The sequence below is a fragment of the Nocardia coffeae genome (genome assembly GCF_019890715.1).
Lineage (GTDB): Bacteria > Actinomycetota > Actinomycetes > Mycobacteriales > Mycobacteriaceae > Nocardia > Nocardia jiangxiensis.
This window is the reverse complement of the sequence record NZ_JAINZY010000010.1, coordinates 16,300-33,819: the sequence shown is the minus strand read 5'-3', so window position 1 is coordinate 33,819 and position 17,520 is coordinate 16,300. Positions and strand designations below refer to the sequence as shown.

Annotated in this window: 17 protein-coding genes; 11 read left to right on the top strand and 6 right to left on the bottom strand. The window is 67.2% G+C overall.

Annotated features, from left to right (window positions below; translation table 11 throughout):
• The first annotated feature begins 35 nt into the window (after positions 1-35).
• The 3 genes from K7711_RS30640 (at position 36) to K7711_RS30630 (ending at position 2,270) form a co-directional block, all read left to right on the top strand.
• The gene (locus K7711_RS30640) at positions 36-851 is read left to right on the top strand and encodes an enoyl-CoA hydratase (protein ID WP_222973311.1); all 816 of its coding nucleotides are present in this window, start codon (positions 36-38) and stop codon (positions 849-851) included.
• Positions 852-984: 133 nt separating this feature from the next.
• Positions 985-1,443: an SRPBCC family protein gene (locus K7711_RS30635; protein WP_222973309.1), complete on the top strand. Its 459-nt coding sequence runs from the start codon at positions 985-987 to the stop codon at positions 1,441-1,443.
• Between the two features lie 200 nt (positions 1,444-1,643).
• Positions 1,644-2,270 (top strand): nitroreductase family protein, encoded by a 627-nt coding sequence (locus K7711_RS30630; RefSeq protein WP_222973308.1) that lies wholly within the window; start codon positions 1,644-1,646, stop codon positions 2,268-2,270.
• Positions 2,271-2,331: 61 nt separating this feature from the next.
• Here the strand turns inward: K7711_RS30630 and K7711_RS30625 are convergent, their stop codons facing one another.
• Both K7711_RS30625 and mdlC read right to left on the bottom strand, forming a co-directional pair.
• Entirely contained in the window at positions 2,332-2,871 is a 540-nt protein-coding gene (locus K7711_RS30625; protein WP_222973306.1) for a cupin domain-containing protein, read from the bottom strand.
• Between the two features lie 81 nt (positions 2,872-2,952).
• Positions 2,953-4,563: a benzoylformate decarboxylase gene (mdlC, locus tag K7711_RS30620; protein ID WP_222973299.1), complete on the bottom strand. Its 1,611-nt coding sequence runs from the start codon at positions 4,561-4,563 to the stop codon at positions 2,953-2,955.
• Positions 4,564-4,846: 283 nt separating this feature from the next.
• Between mdlC and K7711_RS30615 the strand changes: the two genes are divergently transcribed.
• Positions 4,847-5,224 carry a nuclear transport factor 2 family protein gene (locus K7711_RS30615; protein ID WP_222973297.1) on the top strand — a complete coding sequence of 126 codons (378 nt, stop codon included), beginning with the start codon at positions 4,847-4,849 and terminating at the stop codon, positions 5,222-5,224.
• Between the two features lie 173 nt (positions 5,225-5,397).
• Here K7711_RS30615 and K7711_RS30610 read toward each other — a convergent pair whose 3' ends face one another.
• Entirely contained in the window at positions 5,398-6,255 is an 858-nt protein-coding gene (locus tag K7711_RS30610) for an SDR family NAD(P)-dependent oxidoreductase (RefSeq protein WP_222973295.1), read from the bottom strand.
• Positions 6,256-6,314: 59 nt separating this feature from the next.
• Here K7711_RS30610 and K7711_RS30605 point away from each other — a divergent pair, with 59 nt between their 5' ends.
• Complete coding sequence (locus tag K7711_RS30605; RefSeq protein ID WP_222973288.1) at positions 6,315-6,968, top strand: TetR/AcrR family transcriptional regulator; 654 nt, start codon at positions 6,315-6,317, stop codon at positions 6,966-6,968.
• On the opposite strand, the gene K7711_RS30600 is transcribed toward K7711_RS30605, so the two are convergent.
• Positions 6,934-7,923 (bottom strand): LysR family transcriptional regulator, encoded by a 990-nt coding sequence (locus K7711_RS30600; RefSeq protein ID WP_222973285.1) that lies wholly within the window; start codon positions 7,921-7,923, stop codon positions 6,934-6,936. The two genes, K7711_RS30605 and K7711_RS30600, sit on opposite strands and share 35 nt — an antisense overlap.
• A 69-nt stretch (positions 7,924-7,992) precedes the next feature.
• Here K7711_RS30600 and K7711_RS30595 point away from each other — a divergent pair, with 69 nt between their 5' ends.
• Entirely contained in the window at positions 7,993-8,505 is a 513-nt protein-coding gene (locus K7711_RS30595; protein ID WP_222973283.1) for a GNAT family N-acetyltransferase, read from the top strand.
• Between the two features lie 279 nt (positions 8,506-8,784).
• Here K7711_RS30595 and K7711_RS30590 read toward each other — a convergent pair whose 3' ends face one another.
• Positions 8,785-9,495, bottom strand: coding sequence for a DUF8020 domain-containing protein (locus tag K7711_RS30590; protein ID WP_222973281.1), 711 nt, complete (start codon positions 9,493-9,495; stop codon positions 8,785-8,787).
• 250 nt (positions 9,496-9,745) lie between these two features.
• Here K7711_RS30590 and K7711_RS30585 point away from each other — a divergent pair, with 250 nt between their 5' ends.
• From K7711_RS30585 to K7711_RS30565, 5 genes are all read left to right on the top strand, one after another.
• Positions 9,746-10,537 carry an enoyl-CoA hydratase/isomerase family protein gene (locus K7711_RS30585; protein ID WP_222973279.1) on the top strand — a complete coding sequence of 264 codons (792 nt, stop codon included), beginning with the start codon at positions 9,746-9,748 and terminating at the stop codon, positions 10,535-10,537.
• A gap of 26 nt (positions 10,538-10,563) precedes the next feature.
• On the top strand, positions 10,564-11,535 hold the full coding sequence (locus K7711_RS30580) for an ABC transporter substrate-binding protein (RefSeq protein ID WP_222973277.1): 972 nt from the start codon (positions 10,564-10,566) through the stop codon (positions 11,533-11,535).
• 113 nt (positions 11,536-11,648) lie between these two features.
• Positions 11,649-13,997: a CaiB/BaiF CoA-transferase family protein gene (locus K7711_RS49050; protein WP_222973275.1), complete on the top strand. Its 2,349-nt coding sequence runs from the start codon at positions 11,649-11,651 to the stop codon at positions 13,995-13,997.
• Between the two features lie 28 nt (positions 13,998-14,025).
• On the top strand, positions 14,026-14,973 hold the full coding sequence (locus K7711_RS30570; protein WP_222973273.1) for a quinone oxidoreductase family protein: 948 nt from the start codon (positions 14,026-14,028) through the stop codon (positions 14,971-14,973).
• Entirely contained in the window at positions 14,970-16,532 is a 1,563-nt protein-coding gene (locus tag K7711_RS30565) for an AMP-binding protein (protein ID WP_222973271.1), read from the top strand. The genes K7711_RS30570 and K7711_RS30565 overlap by 4 nt, the downstream gene beginning before the upstream one ends.
• A gap of 6 nt (positions 16,533-16,538) precedes the next feature.
• Here the strand turns inward: K7711_RS30565 and K7711_RS30560 are convergent, their stop codons facing one another.
• On the bottom strand, positions 16,539-17,354 hold the full coding sequence (locus tag K7711_RS30560) for an IclR family transcriptional regulator (protein WP_222974070.1): 816 nt from the start codon (positions 17,352-17,354) through the stop codon (positions 16,539-16,541).
• Between the last annotated feature and the right edge of the window lie 166 nt (positions 17,355-17,520).

Here is a 17,520-nt window from a genome sequence, read left to right as displayed (position 1 = left end):
CTCCTTCCGTAGCACTGTCCGTACAGTTGTCCGCCATGACCGACAACCTCGTACTCGTCGACAGACCGCGGCCGCACACGGCGCTCATCACATTGAATCGGCCGGAACGAATGAACTCGATGGCTTTCGATCTGATGCTGCCGCTGAAATCGGCGATCGAGGAGATCCGGCACGACAACTCGGTACGAGCAGTGGTGCTGACCGGCGCCGGGCGCGGATTCTGTTCCGGCGCCGATCAGAAGGCCGCCGGCGCCGTCCCGCATCTGGAGGGACTGACAGCGCCGACCATCGCGTTGCGTTCGATGGAAATGCTCGACGAGGTGATATCGGCGTTCCGCCGCCTCCATCAACCCGTCATCGCAGCGGTCAACGGCCCCGCCATCGGCGGTGGGCTGTGCCTGGCCCTGGCCGCGGACATCCGCATCGCCGGTGACGAGGCGTATTTCCGCGCAGCCGGGATCAACAACGGACTCACCGCCAGCGAACTGGGGCTGTCGTACCTGCTCCCCCGATGCATCGGAACATCCAGGGCGTTCGAAATGATGCTCACCGGCTGCGATGTCGACGCGCACCAGGCCGAACGCATCGGCCTCGTCTCGCACTGCGTCCCCACCACCGAGCTCCTCGACTACTGCTACGACATGGCGGACCGGATCGCCGCCTTCTCCCGGCCCGGAATCGAACTGACGAAGCGCACCTTGTGGACCGGCCTCGACGCCTCCTCGCTCGAGGGACATATGCAGGCGGAAGGCTTGGGACAGCTGTTCGTTCGCCTCCTGACCGACAACTTCGAAGAGGCCGTCGCCGCACGTGCGCAAGGCCGCCCGGCGGTGTTCCGCGATAAGAAGTAGTTATAGAATAATCGTTAACTTAACAGGTACGATCGTTCACTATGAACGATCCAACGAACATCACGTGAGCGAGAACACCCGATAACTTAAAGATGACTCCGAGACCGGTGAGTCCGCAGGCAGAGAGCACGATATGCGCACGACGACCGACCACCGATTCATCACCGACGTGGCACCCGACCGAATACTGCAAGCGCTCCTGGCGGTCGAGCGAATCCCGGATTGGTCTCCCGCACACCGCGACGTGCGCGTGGCCACCCGCGACGAACTACATCGCCCTCGCCGGGTGTATGCGACGGTGACGCCGCTGAACAACTCCGACCGACAGGTCCTCGAATACACCTGGGCCCCGGACCATGTCGCATGGGAGGTCGTGGAGAGCGCGGCAGGCGGCGGCGGCAAGGGGTGGTTCGACATCGAGGAGACCGACGAGGGCACGGAGGTCCGATACCACTCGGAGGTCTACCTCCCCATCCCGGTACCCGGCCTGCTACTCAAACGCACCGTCTCACGTGTCAACCACCGAGCAATGCAGAACCTCATCGAATACCTCGAGGAATTCCGCTCCGAACAACAGCCCGACCCGACCTGAGTGGGCCGATCCCGGCATCGACCCGCACTCTCACCACAGCTCCGGCGTCGACCGAGCTCGTCAGACGCCTGCCGACAACAAACCATCGTCGGCGAGTAGGTGCCAGCCCCCTGCCGGAAACGGTCGATTCGGCCGGGCGAGGAACAAAACGAAGGTTCGGTCACCTTGCACCGGATACATCGACCAGAAGGAGTCCCGTTGTGACCGATCTGCTTCCGCTCACCCCGGACGCGCTGCTGACCACCACGCGCGCCGTGCGCCGCAGACTCGATCTGACCCGGCCGGTGCCGCTGGAGGTGATCCGTGCGGCGCTGGAGGTGGCCCTGCAGGCTCCCTCGGGAGGTAACCAGCAGCGATGGCACTGGATCGTGCTGACCGATCCGGCGATCAAGGCGAAGGTCGCGGAGCACTATCGGCGCTCGCATCTGGCCTACCGCGAGGCCGGGGGCGAACCGGCCGACGAGAGCGCCGCACGGATCGCCACCAGCTCGGACTATCTGCGCGAGGTGATGGCCGAGGTCCCGGCGCTGGTGATCGGCGCGATCGATACGGGAAGCGACGCCGAGCTCGGCGGCAATCAGGCCGGATTGTGGGGTTCGCTGCTCCCGGCTGCGTGGAGCCTGGCGCTGGCGCTGCGCGCGCGGGGCCTCGGGACCACTTGGACCACACTGCATCTGCAGTACGAGCGTGAGGTCGCCGAAGTCCTCGGCATTCCCGACACCGTGCGTCAAGGGGTGCTGCTGCCGGTCGCGTACACCAAGGGCACCGACTTCCGGCCGGGCCCGCGCGTCGACCTCGACTCGGTGCTGCACATCGACGGCTGGTGAGGCGCGCCCGTGCCCGGTGGCCGACGCGGTGGTCGGCCACCGGCGCGGAACGCGCCCCGCGCTATTCGGTCCCGGTGTGGCGCCGAGTGATCACCACCGGTTTGATCTCCTCGGGGATCTGGTCGAACGCCGATACCGGCACGCCGAACGACGCGGCGAGCACCGAGCGCGGCAGGCTGTTGAGCGTGCCGACGATCCCGATGTCGTCATTGGGTTCCTGGGTGCTGGTGTTGAACACCACCAATACATCCAAACCCTCTGTCTCACTGGCATTTTCGAAGTAGTGGAAGAATCCCCGCGGAGCGAACACCAGATCGCGCGGGCCCGCTTCGAACAGGTCGTTGTGATAGCTGCCGTCCGGATGCGTGCCGAGCATGGTCCATCGGGCGAGCCCGGAGATCACGAAGTTCAGCTCCCACGCCGAGGGGTGCCAGTGCGGTTCGCGGATTCCGCCGGGCTCGAGATGGATCAGATACACCGATCCTTCCTGACCGCGCAGAACCGGAAAGTTCTGCTCGTGCGCGCCCTGCAACTCGCCGCCGTCGAATCTGTTCGGCTCGGACGCCGAGAAACTGAAGACATAGGGGTGATCGGTTGTCATGCCACGCTCCTTGAATGTCGAAACCGCATGGGGGCAATCGCTTTCGCAGTCACACGCCCGAGGTCACCGACTCACGGATGCTCAGAGTGCGGCCTTCTCCGGTTGGGTGGTCACCACGATGACGGTGGTGGCGCCGGATTCCAGCGCGAGCCGGAACTCCTTCTCGAGGTCGCCGGCGGAGGTGACGTCGACCGAATGGCAGCCCAATCCTCTTGCCACCGAAGCGATATCGAGACCGGGCAGGTCCAGTCCGGGCACACCCGGCGTCTGTTCGAGATCGGCGAAGGATTTGAGGATGGAGTACTCGTGGTTGCGCATCACCACGTACACGATCGGCGCGTCGTGTTGTACCGCCGTCCACAGCGCCTGGACCGAATACTGGAAGGAGCCGTCCCCGATCAGGCCGATCACCGGACGCGAGACACCGCGGTCACGATCACCCAGCGCGACCCCGACCGCGGCCGGCGCGGCCCAGCCGATACCGCCACTGGCAGTGGCGAACATCGAATCCGGCTCCACGGTGGGCAGCCACTCGGCATGCTGAGTCATCGTCGAGGTGGACTCGTTCACGAACACGGCATGTTCGGGACGGACTTCACTCAGAGCCGCGTAGACCTCGTCGGGGGTCAGCGTCCCGTTCGACGTTTCCGGCAGGCTCCGCCGACGCGGCATCGGCTTCGGCATCTCACGGCCTCCCCCGTCGCCCACCAGTCCGGTGAGCAGTTCGATCGACAGTCTCGCGTCACCGAGGAGGCTGTCACCGGCACGGGCGGCCGCGGCAACCGCCGGGTCGTCGGTGATCTGCAGCAATTCAGTTCCGGCAGAAAGGATCTCGCCGGGCACGTAAGGGTAGTAGCGGAAGACCTCGGCCCCGATCACCACGACGAGGTCGTGTCCGGCCAGGCGCTCGCCGATGGCCTTGACCGACATACCGACCGAGCCCTGGAACAACGGGTGGTCCTCGGGGAAAGCGGCACGATCCGGAAGCGGAGGTGCGTACACCGCGGCCCGCATCTTCTCCGCCAGGACGATCCCGGCGTCCCAGCCGCGGGCACGGTCCACGTCCGGCCCGAGAATCAGCGCCGGCCGCCGGCTCATCGCGATGCGCTCGGCGAAGATCCGCAGCCGCTCCGGGTCGGGCGCATACCTCGTACTGACATCCCGCACCACCGCCGGGCCTTCCAACGGCTGATCCCAGTCATCGAGCGGAACGGACAGGAACACCGGCCCGGCGGGAGGCTGCACGGCCATCGCATAGGCCCGCATGAACGCCTCGGGCACGGCCTCGGCACGTGCGGGCTCGTAGGACCACTTCACCCACGGCCGCGGCATCGCCACCGCGTCGCGGTTACTCAGGTACGGGTCGCCGATCAACAGTTCGCGATGCTGCTGACCGGCCACGATGATCAGCGGCGTGTGCCCGTGATAGGCCGCGACCAGGTTGCCGATGCTGTTGCCCAGCCCCGCCGAGGAATGCAGGTTCACCAGCGCCGGACGCCGCGTGGTCTGGGCGAAGGCATCCGCCATGGCGATGACGGACGCTTCCTGCAGCCCCAGGACATACGTGAAATCCTCCGGGAAGTTCTTGAGGAACGTCTCCTCGGTCGACCCCGGATTACCGAAGATCGTGGTCAGGCGCAACGACCTCAGCAAATCGTAGGTAACGCTCTGCACGGACGATTTCGCGGTCATGATGATCGGTCAACTCCCTTCGCCGGTGGGAGTCGGCAATCGAACCAGGAGTGTCCGTGTGCGCTGCCACACAATCCACTACAGACTGCCGACTGCGGGGTGTAGCGCTATGACGAAGATCGATGATACCCACTCCGAGCGCAACTCTGAACAGCTCCAGCCATTGACAGCAACCATTCAGCGACAGTGCCGCACACCTCGCTGCGCGACAGTTACCATCGGCGGGGACGCGCTGTGCGATCACATGGCGACGGTTCGAGCACTCCGTACGCAAGGAGTCATCATGACCAACTCCCCCGCCGAGCTCATGCGACGCAACTTGCTCGAAGTCTTCGACGAGCCCGATGCGAACCGCCGGGCCGCGGTCATCGCCGCGAACTATTCCGACGATGTGGTGTGGCACGAAAAGGATCGAATCATGCACGGGCGCAGGGAATTCGAGAGCCGCGCCGCGGAGTTGCGGGCCGAGCACCCGGACTGGGTCTTCCGGCCCGCGGGCCCGGCGTCCGAGCTCGACGACATCGGCCACCTCGGATTCCGGTACGGCCCGCCCGATCAACCGCCGGTCGTCAGCGGGATGGACATCGCCCGGACCAGGGACGGCGTCATCATCGAGCTCTACACCATAGTCACCGACATCCGTCAGCCGTCGATGATGTAACCGACCGTGTAGGTACTCACGTGATGCCCCCTGAACAGCGAGTTTCCGGTGCTTCACGGAGCGTGCGGCGTCGTGGACGCGCGGCGGTTCGCCGGGAGTGCATCGCCAACGTAGCACCTCACAGCGGTCGCACGGCCCGGTCGGCCAGCGGGCGACGTCGTCACCGGTTCACATCAGTCGGTGGGGAGCGCGACCGGATAGTCCTGGCCGAAGTCGGCGGATCGGCTCACCGCTGCCCACTCGGCCGCTTCCTCGAGCTGACCGCGCGAATACGCCTGCGCCATGTCCACGGCACCGGCTCCGAGTAGCAGGTGGGCGGGTGGATTCTGACTCTGGACCACCCGCACCAGGATCTCGGCGGCGCGTTCCGGGTCACCGGCCGCCGCGCTGTTGCGGAATCGCCGCACCATCGCGCCGACGGTCTGGTCGTACTCCGCGGGGATCTGATGGATCCGCATCGACGAGCCGGCCCAGTCGGTGGCGAATCCGCCGGGCTCGACGACGAGGTACCGGATGCCCAGCGGTGCGGTCTCGGCTTGAAGTACCCGGGTGAAGCCGTCGACCGCGAACTTCGCCGCCTGATAGGACCCCAGGCCCGGGTTCGCGCCGACACGGCCCCCGACAGAGGAGAACTGGACGATGGTGCCCGCCCCCTGAGCTTTGAGGACCGACAGGGCTGCGGTCGAGACGTTGTAGACGCCCCAGAAGTTGGTGTCGAACTGTCGACGGAAATCCTCCTCGGACATGGTCTCCACCGGCGCCACGTTGGCGTACCCGGCGTTGTTGACCACGACGTCGATCCGGCCGAAGGCGGCGACCCCCGCCTCGACGGCGGCGACCGCCGCGGTTCGATCGGTGACATCGAGCGCCACCGGCAGCACCCGGTCGCCGTAGCGGCGGACCAGTTCGTCGAGTTGCTCGGGTTTTCGTGCCGTGGCGACGATCTGGTCGCCGGCTTGCAGGGCCGCGACCGCGAGTGCGTGACCGAAGCCGCGCGAGGAGCCGGTGATGAGCCAGGTTCGTGTTGTCATACTTTTAGCAAAACACTGTTTTGTTATTAACGCAACCGCGTTGCACTACAATGCGGAGTATGAGTTCGACCTCACCTCAGCGAGCACGCAGCACAGAAGCCAAGCAGCAGCGCGAGCAGACGATCCTGGATGCCGCCCGGTCGTTGGGCGCCCAGCACAGCGTGCGCGAGGTCACCCTCACCGACATCGCCGCCGCTGTCGGCATGCACAAGTCGGCCATGCTGCGCTACTTCGAGACCCGCGAGCAGATTTTCCTGATGCTGACCGCTGAGGGCTGGCGAGAATGGGTGCAGGCGTTGCGCATTCAGCTGTCCGCACTCACCGATGCCGACCCGGAGACGATCGCGGCAGCTCTCGCACAATCGCTCACGGCTCGCCCCCTGTTCTGCGACCTACTCGCCCAGGCGCCGATGAACCTGGAACGCAACGTGTCCCTCGAGGCCGCATACGCGTTCAAGAAGGCCGTGCTCGCCGAGGTCGACACCCTGAACACCGCACTGCGACAACAGATCCGCATCACCGAGCCCGCGGCCGTCGACGTCATCTCCACGGCGACGGGCATGGCCGGAGCGCTGTGGCAGATGGCCGCACCCGGCACCGGCCTGCGCACGCTCTACGAATCCCACCCCGAACTGGCGCACGCGGTCGTCGACGTCGAACCGAGACTGACGCGCATCCTCACCGCCCTGCTGACGGGAATGGCGCCGACCTGACCGAATCACCAAGGGCACCTGTGGAATTCGAACCGGAGGTGGCGACCTCCCGGTCGTTCGCCCGAGCGTCGGCCTTCGGCAGTAGCGCCAGGAAGTTGCGGACGAGAGCTCGATCGTCATCGGCTCGGTGAGCCACGTAAACCGTTGTCGTGCCGTCTGTTTCGGTGAGTGGCACGATGCGGACGGTTGGTGGCGCGGTGAACGTCGCGCTGCGGGGTGCGATGGTGACGCCCAGCCCCTCACCCACCAGATACAGGATGGTGGTCCAGTTGTTGCCTTCCTGGACGATGCGGGGCCGGTAGCCGGCTTCCACCAGGGGCCGCAGGTTCTTGTCGTGGGCGTGGGCCCCGGCGGCGCGGGGGAAGAACACCAGCGCGTCGTCGGCGAGGTCGGAGCCGGTGAGGGCGGGGCGGTCCGCCAGCGGGTGATCGACCGGCAGCACTGCCATGAACGGCTCGGTGACCAGCGGGAACAGCACGGTGTCGGGCTGTTCGTCGGGGTCGCGCACGATCGCCATGTCCAGCGCACCGTGGCCGAGCTGCGCCATCATGTGGCTCGTGTAGCCCTCGATGAGGTCGATCTGCACCAGCGGGTAGCGGTCCCGGAACTGCCGCACACTCCGCAACGGTGTGAGCGGCAGCACCGATGGGACGAAGCCCAGGTAGAGCCGCCCCTGGCTGCCCTGGCCGATGCGCGCGACCTCGTCCAGATCGCGGGTCGCGTGCGCGAGGATGGCCGCGGCCCGCTCACGCAGCACCTCACCCGCCGGAGTCAGCGCGACACTACGCGAGGTGCGGTCGAACACACGGGTTCCCAGAAGCGTTTCCAGCCGCTGGATCTGCTGGGTCAGCGCGGGTTGAGCGATGTGCAGCCGCCCGGCCGCCCGTCCGAAATGCAACTCCTCGGCCACGGCCAGGAAGTACCGCAGATGCCGTAGTTCGACCCCATCAGCCATAAGTTCAACGTATCAATCGGACCCGTCAAGTATTGGACGTGATCATTCGCCACCGGGCATGCTGACGAGGTGACACAGCAGACCGCATCCGTTACCGCCGAACAGATCGACACCATCGTCGTCGAGCCGATGTCGGGCCCGGCCGACGCTCGCGCGTTCAAGGAACTCAACGAGGAATGGATCGTCGAGCTGTTCACCCTCGAACCCGCCGACTCGGTCAAACTGGACAACCCGGAACGCGAGATCGTCGCCAAGGGCGGACACGTACTCATCGCCCGCGACGGCGAGGACATCGTCGGATGTGTGGCACTGGTGGCGGAGGGCGACGGCGTGTTCGAGCTGTCGAAGATGGCCGTGGCACGCAACCGGCGCGGTCGCGGCCTCGGCCGGATCATCCTGCGCGAAGCCATCGACTACGCCCGACGCCAGAGCGCCACCACGCTGTTCCTCGGCAGTAGCACCAAACTGGCCGACGCTGTGCACCTGTACGAATCGATCGGCTTCGTACACGTCCCCAGCGACCAGATCGGCCCCATGCCCTACGAGCGCGCGGACGTGTTCATGCGCTACGAGCTGCGCTGACAGCTACACCGGACGCGGCTGGCATCACCGGATAGCCAAGTGCGCGAGAACATTCCACGTCGCGGCGTGTGACATCGGTTGAGTGATTCACGAGATCTGTTGTGCCCGTCGGATCAGTAGTGTGCATACGGCCTGTACCGCAGGACGGGCGCGGCTTTCCTCTGAAGCGATATCGCATCGCGATGCTGCGACACGATCCCGACGACCGCGCGAATACCGGTCAGCCCCGGCAAAAGCCAGGGCTGACCGGTATATCTGTGTTCCGTCGGCTCCGGGGACCTACTTGGCCGGGTTCACCGGGGGCTGATTGATAGTGGTGAAGTACTGGACCGCGGCAGCGATCGCCGCCGGGGCGGTGATCAGGATCTGGCCCGCGAGGGTACCCAGCGCGCCGACGGCGACGATGCCGCCGAGGCAGCCGATGGCCGCCGCCGGAATGAATGCGCCGAACAGACCGACGATCGTCGCCGCGGCCACGGTCGCACCGGCGATACCGCCGAGCACGCAGCCGACGGCACCGCCACCCAGGCCGCCGACCAGGGTGCCCAGCGTGGCGCCCATGGTGATCGTGCTGGTCAACCGCGACCAGGCGGCCTGCTCACGGTCGTACGGGGTCTTCCACGGCGCAGTGTTCTCGTACGGCAGGGAGACCGGCTTGTAGGTCGCGTGCGCCCTGTCGAACTTCGGCGTCAGGGTGGCCGTGCGACCGGCGATATCGGCCGCGATCGGGAACTCGAAGTCATCGACCCGGAAAGTCAGCGGCATGCCGGCGACCACGGTGCCGTTGGCCGCCTTGACCTTGAAAATGCCGTTCTGCACAACCATCGATCCGGCATCGGTTGTGACGATCGACTGGGTGTCGGTTGCGTGGGCGGTGAAGCCGACCGCGGGCTGCGCCGGGTGTTGCGCCGGGGGCGCAGCGCCGGCGGAACCGGACGCGATCCCGACCGCGGCCACCAAACCCGCGGTCACGGTGACGATTTTCCTCATCTTTGTTTCTTTCCTCTCGGCCGGTCTCTGTGAGACCCACATCACTTCCGGGTAGGAAGTGCTGGAACGATGCCCCAGCGCGTCGCGCGATGTCAATGGATCGGGTCCGCTCAGCTGACCGGCCGACTTCAGAGGCCGGATCGCTTCGCCTCCGGTTTGCTCAGCGGACCTCATTCGTTTTCAGAACCGGGCGGCTCATCGATACTCACTCCTCGACGCTCCCGTTCCCGCACATCGAGATAGGCACCGAATGCCCGCGAAAACCGGACAATCCACCGGATTCCTCCGACCGGAGATATCGGACGGGGTTGGGACCGTCACGATCGACCGCCCACCGGCGAACGCGTTCGATCCCGCGTTGATCACGGAATTCCTGGCGGTGCTCGCGCCGCTCGTGCAGGACCCCGACGTGCGGTGCATCGTCCTGCGAGGCACCGGCAGATTCTTCGTCGCGGGCGCCGACATCGGGGTCATGCGTGAACTCACCGAGGCCACCCAGCGCGCGATGCGTCCGTGGGTCGAGGTTCAGCGGATGCTCGAAACCGCACCGAAGCCCGTCCTGGCGGCCCTCAACGGGCATGCGTTGGGCGGCGGAGCCGAACTGGCTCTGGCGTGTGACATGCGGGTGATGACGGAGTCCGCGACCATCGGCTTTCCCGAGATCTCGCTCGGGTTGTTTCCCGGCGCGGGCGGCAGCCAGCGCTTGCCCCGGCTGCTGGGCGCACATCGCGCCAAGCTGCTCATGATCGAAGGCGCCCGGCTCACCGCCACGCAAGCGCTGCACATCGGGCTGGTGGACCGGGTGGTTCCCGACGCCGAATTCGACGACTGCGTCCGCTCGACCGCGCACGCTTTGGCGGCCAAGCCGACTCGCACGATCGGACTGCTCAAACGCGTTGTGCGCGAAGGCGCTTCGTTACCGCTCGAGCAGGCACTCGACGTCGAGTTCGCGGCGGTGCTCGAGCTGATCCGGACAGCCGATGCCGCGGAGGGCCTGCAGGCGTTCCTCGACAAACGCCCACCCACTTTCACCGGTCGCTGACCCGAGAATCCGAAGGGATCCAACACATGATCAGAGTTCTCCGGCGATACGGGGTCGCCGTGGTGGCGACAGTCGCGGCGATCACGATCGCCGCCACCGCGTGCACCCGGCCGGCGACGCAGGCTGTCGGCAACGCGGGCGACCTGGTTCGCATCTCGGTCGGCGTCGACCCCTCGTACGCGCCGATCTTCCTTGCCGACAGCGAGGGCATGTTCGCCAAGGCCGGACTGCATGTGCAGGTCATCCAGACCGAGGGCGGCGCGGCCGGGGCGCAGAACGTGGTGGCGGGCACCTCGGAACTGTCCGGGAACGCGGACTCCACCGCGCTCACCGTCATGGCCGGCAATCCCGGACTCCGGGCGCTCGGCGTGTACGAGGATTCCGATCGATACTTCCGAGTGGTGCTGCGCAGCGGCGTCACGCCGAAGTCCATCCGGAAGATGGGCGTCTTCCCGGGGATCGGGCTGTACTTCACCGATCGCTACCTGCGCAGCGTGGGTCTGGATCCGGCGTCGGTGGCCCTCGTGACGACCAGTCCTCCCGAGCAGCCCGCCCTGCTGGCACGCGGCGATATCGACGGGTTCATCTCCTTCGATCCCTGGGTCTCCCGAGCGGTGGCCTCGGGCGGGCAGATCGCCGGGACGACGGGCAACTTCGGCGCGAAATACTCGCAGTGGCTGCTGGCGTCACAGAGCTGGCTCTCGGGCCACGAGAAACTCGCCGGACAGGTGTTCCGCGTGATCGCGCAGGCCGCGGACATCATCGCGGCAGATCCCGACCGGGCGGCGAAAGCGGTGGCGAATGCCATCCACATGACTCCGGCCGAAGCGCGCGGCCAGCTGACCCAGATCGATTTCAAGGGACGCGATTTCACGTCCGCCGATATCCAGCAAGCACGAGAACTGGTGGACTTCTTCCGCGGTCAGGGAAAGCTGAGCGGGCAGATCGATCCGCAGGGGGTCATGCTCAGCGGCTGGTACCCGCAGAACGCGCGGTAGGCGCCGGGCCAGGCCCGGTCGGCAGAACACACTCATGAACCTCCACCGGCCCCGGCCCTCGTGCCCGGTGCAGCGCCGCGGGAGGCTCGCACACCGTACGGAATGGAGTACCAGTGGCCGAATCCACTGTCCGCGTCGTGGAACTGTCGAGCCCGTTCACTCGATTCGCCGGGCGAATACTCGTCGGCCTGGGCTACGAGGTCATCCTGGTCGAGCCCCCGGAGGGCGACCCGGCCCGCCGTGAACTCGACGGATACGCCTTCGCCCACTGGCACGCGGGTAAGCGGTCGGTCGTGCTGGATCTGGCCGCCGAGGACGATCGGGACGCGCTCGAGCGTCTGGTCGCGGGCGCGGACATCCTGCTCGACGGCACCGACGCTCGATCGGAAACTCTTGCCTTCCAGCATGATTCACCGGTGCACGTCCGCGTGACGCCATTCGGCGAGTCCGGCCCGCACAGCTCTTGGGCGGCAACGAATCTCACGGTCGCCGCGATGGGCGGCATGATGGCGCAGGTCGGTACGCCCGACGCTCCGCCGCTGTGCCTGCCCGAAGGACAGGCCGAGCAACTGGCCGGGGTCAACGCGGCGATCGGCGCGCTGCTGGGCCTGCGCGCCAGGCGTTTCGGCCCGGCGCCGTTCGTCGACATCTCGGCGCAGGAGTGCGTCGCAGCGAGCCTGGAAGCGGGCACCCTGGCATACCTGCACGAGGATCGTGTTCCCGGTCGGCCGGGACGGGTGCATCCACTGGTGCCACACGGATTGTTCACCGCCGCAGACGGTTTCCTCGGCGGCGGACTCGGCGGCAGCCCCCGGATGTGGGACGAAACGCTGCGCTGGCTGATCGAGGAGGGCGCGCAGGAGGATCTGGACGACCCGCGCTGGCGCGATCCGGTGGAACGGAAAATCCACCAGGATCATATTTTCGCTGTCCTGCAACGCTTTCTGGCGAAATGGCCGAAAGAGGAGTTCGCCGTCCGCGCCCAGGAACGCAAACTGCCCTGGGCCGCGGTGGACGGCCCCGCCGAACTGCTCGTCAATCCGCAGCTGAACGACCGCGACTTCTTCCTGGATGTGGTCTCCGGCGACGAGGTGACTCGTGATCTGGGCTTCGGCTTCGCGTTCCCGGAGGGTCGGCGGATCCGTGAACTCGTGGTCCCCCGGCTCGGCGCCGACCAATCGCTGATATCCGAAAAACGCACTGTCGCAAGTTCATTCCCGCAACACGAGGCGCAGTCCGGCAGAGGCAGCCTCGACGGCATCCGGGTGCTCGACCTGACCTGGGTCCTGGCCGGCCCCTACTGCACCAGAATTCTCGCTGATCACGGCGCCGAGGTCATCAAGGTCGAATCGCTGGGCCGCCCGGACCCGACGCGCTTCTCCCCCGCCATGCACCTGTCCCGCGGCCCGCACGACGATCCCGACACCAGCGGCTATTTCAACGACGTCAACCGGAACAAGCGCAGTATCACCCTCGATACCCGCACACCCGAGGGCCTGGCGGTACTCGCCGACCTGATCGCCGCCAGCGATGTCGTGATCGAGAACTTCAGCTCGTCGGTGCTGCGGAAGATGGGGCTGGGCTACCAGCGGCTTCGCGAACTGCGACCCGACATCGTGTACGTCTCGATGTCTGGCATGGGCCACACCGGGCCACGCAGCAGCTGGGTGTCGTACGCGGACATCGTCTCGGCCAGTACCGGTCTGACGGCGCTGACCGGTTGGGATGCCGACGACGTGGTCGGCGTCATCTACGGCCACGGTGACATCGTGGCCGGACTGCAGGCGGCCACGGCCACCCTGGCGGCGCTCGAACACCGCGACCGCACCGGCCGCGGCCAGCACGTGGACCTCTCGCAACTCGAGGCGATGGCCGCACACATGGGCACCGCGGTGATCCGGTCGACCGGGACCGGGCAGGTTCCCGAACCCCGGGGAAACACCGAGGACGCGTGGTCGCCGCACGGCGTGTTCCGCTGTCTGGGCTCCGATCGCTGGGTGACGATCGCGGTTCGCCACGACGCCGACTGGCATGCCCTGTGCGCGCTGATCGAACGCCCCGATTGGGCGGATGCCGACGAGTTCCGCACCGCCGAGCGACGACGGGCGCGCGACTCGGAGATCACCGCCGCGATCACCGCGTGGACCAGGACGTTGCCCGTCCAGGCGGTCACCGAGGCCCTGCAAGGCGCGGGCGTGCCCGCGGGCGCGGTGCAGGACGGCCGGGATCTGGTCGAAAGCGATGTCCATCTGCGCGCTCGCGGCTTCTACGTGCGGCGTGAGCATCCCCGCGCGGGCGCCTTCCTGCACGAGGGCGCACCCGTCCGGATGAATCGCGCGATCAGTGAAATCCGCACCGCCGCACCACTTCTGGGCGCCGATACCGATTCGGTGCTGCACGACGTGCTGCGGTACCCACCTGACCGGATCGCACAGCTGCGTGCGGCGTCGATCCTCTCCTGAACCACTCACCCGCACACGAAGGAGATATATGCGCGCCGCGCGGCTACACAGTTTCGGTGAGGCACCCGTCCTCGACGACATCGACATCCCTGCCCGGAAGGCGGGCCAGACGCTGGTGCGGATCGACGCGGCGGCGCTCGGCCACCTCGACATGACCGTGGCCAGCGGCACATTCGACATCAAGCCACCGCTGCCACACATCGGCGGCACCGACGGCGCCGCGACGGTCGTCGAGTCGGACACTTTCGCGGCGGGAACGCGGGTGCTGGTCCGGGGCGGTGGCATCGGGCTGACCAAGAACGGTTGCTGGGCAGAGTATCTCGTCGCGGCGGACAGAGCGTTCACGCCGTTCGACTCCGATCTGCCGCCCGAGGTGGCGGCGACCTTCTTCCTGCCCAGCACCACCGGGTACGTCGCCGTACACGACATCGCGGAGGTCCGTGCCGGAGAACGCGTGATCGTATCCGGCGCGTCGGGTGCGGTCGGCTCGATGGCCGCCCAATTCGCCCTGCTCGCCGGCGCCGCGGAAGTGATCGGCGTGGTACCCCGGCAGGACCAGGTGGAGTTGCTGCCCGACGGGGTACGCCCGGTCGTCGGCCGGGGCTCGGCACTGGCCGAGCAACTGGGTGACGAGCCGGTCGCCGAGGTCCTGATCGACACCCTCGGGGGCGATATGCTGCCCCCGCTACTCGGCCGCGTCGTGCCGGGGGGACGAGCTGCGCTGATCGGTTACACACTGGGCACCGAACTGGCTCTCGATCTGCCCAACTGGCTGCTGAGCGACGTGAAGATCCTGCCGGTCAACATGATTCGCAAAGGAGCCCGGCAGGCCGAACTCGCTCCCGACCTGATCGGCAAGCTCGCCGCGGGCGAGGTGCGGCTGGCGGTGCAACAGTTTCCGCTCGATCGGATCGCCGACGCCCTGCAACTGATGCGCGAAGGCAAGGTGGCCGGGCGCGCCGTCGTCGTGCCATGACCAGCGACGCGCTGCACGGCGAACCGGGACTTCCCGCGGCGATGACCATTCCCGCACTGCTCGTTCTGCGGGCCCAGGAGTGCGGGGAGCGGATCGCGGTGCGTGCCGGGCCGGTCGCGGTGAGCTATCGCCAACTCCTGGTCCGGGCAGCGTCCATGGCGAAAGCCCTACACGCGCAAGGAGTTCGAGCCGGAGACCGGGTCGCGGCACTGCTGGACAATCGCGTGGAGCTCGTCGACCTGTTCCTCGGCTGCTCGTGGCTGGGAGCCGTCGTCGTGCCGTTGAATGTGGCCTTGCGGGGCGAGGGTCTGCGCCACGTGCTCGTCGAGTCGGGGGCACGCCGGCTGCTGACCGAGCCACGGTATGCCGCACAGGTCGAGGCGACGCGGTTCGCGGGCGTGTGCTGGCTGGTCGGCTCGGATACGGCCCCCCGGGTCGATTCGGCGATGACCGATCCGCCCCGCGCACAGGCACCGGTGACCGATCTCGATCTCGCCGCGGTGCTGTTCACCTCGGGTACCACCGGCCCGCCCAAGGGCGTTCGCTGCCCGCACGCCCAATTCCTCTGGTGGGGTGCGGGAGTCGGGCGCTCGCTGGGTCTGCGTGCGGGCGACGTCCTGTACAACTGCCTGCCGCTGTTCCACACCAACGCCCTGGGCACACTGTTCCAGGCGCTGGTGTGGCGCGGCACTTTCGTACTGGGAGAACGGTTTTCGGCAAGCGGTTACTGGTCTGCGGTGCAGGAGTCCGGCGCCACGGTGACCTATCTGCTCGGCGCCATGGTGCCCATGCTGATGAACCGGCCGCCGTCCCCGAGCGAGCGGGCCCACCGGGTGACCCGGGCGCTGTCACCCGCCACGCCTGCACACCTGTACGAACCGTTCCGCAACCGCTTCGGTATCGACCTCATCGACGGATTCGGTACCACCGAAACGAATCTCGTCCTCGGGTCGCTGCCCGGCCGTCGCCGGGACGGCTTCATCGGCACCGTGCTGGACGGCTACGAAGCCGGGGTCGTCGACCAGGGCCGTCCCGTCGCCGACGGCGCCCCGGGCGAACTGGTGGTCCGGAGCCTGCGGCGCGGTGGATTCGCGGCCGGATATCTCGGTGAAGCCGTCCCGGCGCAAGGCGCCTGGCTGCGCACCGGAGACCGGGTGATCCGCGGCCCGGACGGCTGGTTCCGATATGTGGACCGGCTCAAGGACGTGATTCGCCGGCGCGGGGAGAACATCTCGGCGACCGAAGTGGAGTCGGTACTGTCCCGGCACCCGAACGTCGCGCAGGCCGCGGTCTTCCCGGTGCCGTCCGAGCTCGCGGAGGACGAGGTGATGGCCGCGATCGTGCCGCGCGAGTCCGCCGTGCTCGACCCCGCGGACCTGCTGCGCTTCGCCGAGGCCGACCTCGCCCACTTCGCGCTCCCCCGCTACGTCGACCTGGTGGCGAGACTTCCGCTCACCGAAACCGGCAAGGTGCGCAAGCAGGAATTACGCGCTCGCGGAGTCGGGCCGGACACCTGGGACGCGCAGCGCCAGGGCTTCCGGCCGACCCGTACTCGATGAGCGGAGTCAGCGCCCGCACCCGTTGAACGAACACATCGCGGCACTGCACGCACTCTCGCGCGGTGCCGTCTCACCCGCGGTATGCGTGCAGCGCATCGCCTGCAGTGTCCGCGTGATACCCACACCCGCGGTCCGCAAAGCGCCGGTGATGCGGCTGACGTTGAGCCGGGCGGTGGGCGCGGTCACCGACAAGGCGCCCGCAAGCACGCGCGGGCCGCTGAACACCGGCACGGCGACGCTCATGTAGCCGAGCCGGGTCTCCTCGACCTCGACCGCAAGTTGCTCCTTGCGCATCCGCTCGAGCTGGGTGCGCAGCACGCCCACGGACATCGTGGTGCGGCGGGTGAGCGCCGTGAACCCCTGCTCGACGACCTCGTCGAACACCGACGGGGGCGAGAACGCCAGGATGATCTTGCCGGTGGCCGTGCAGTACAGCGGCAACCGGCCCGCCACCCGCGACTGCTGGTTGAGTCCGCGGTGACCGACGATCTTCTCGATGTAGAGCACATCGATACCGTCCCGAACCGCGAAGTGCACCGTTTCCTGCGTGGCCAGCAGTAGATCCTCCATGTACGGCAGCGCCGCGTCCCGCAGGATCCGCTGCCGGGGCACGAGTTGACCGAGTTCGAACAACCGCAGACCCAGCCGGTACTTGGTGCCCGCTCGTTCGAGCAGGCCCCACTCCACCAACTCGCCGGCCAGCCGATAGACCGACGCTTTCGCCACGCCGCTGCGGCGGGTCAGTTCGGTCAGGGACAGATCACTGCACTCGCTGTCGAACGTGTCGAGAATCAGTCGGGCTTTGCCGAGCACGGTGGGCATGTCGGTGCCGGACTGCTGGGCTTGCGCAATCGGCACCACGGGTCCGATTCCACCGGGTCCTCGAGTAGCTGTCGTCAAGGGATACCTCCTGGTGGGCCGCGGCGAGCGGAACTTGTCGATTCGGCCGACCACGGCGACACGCTCACCTGATGTCGTCACGCTACGG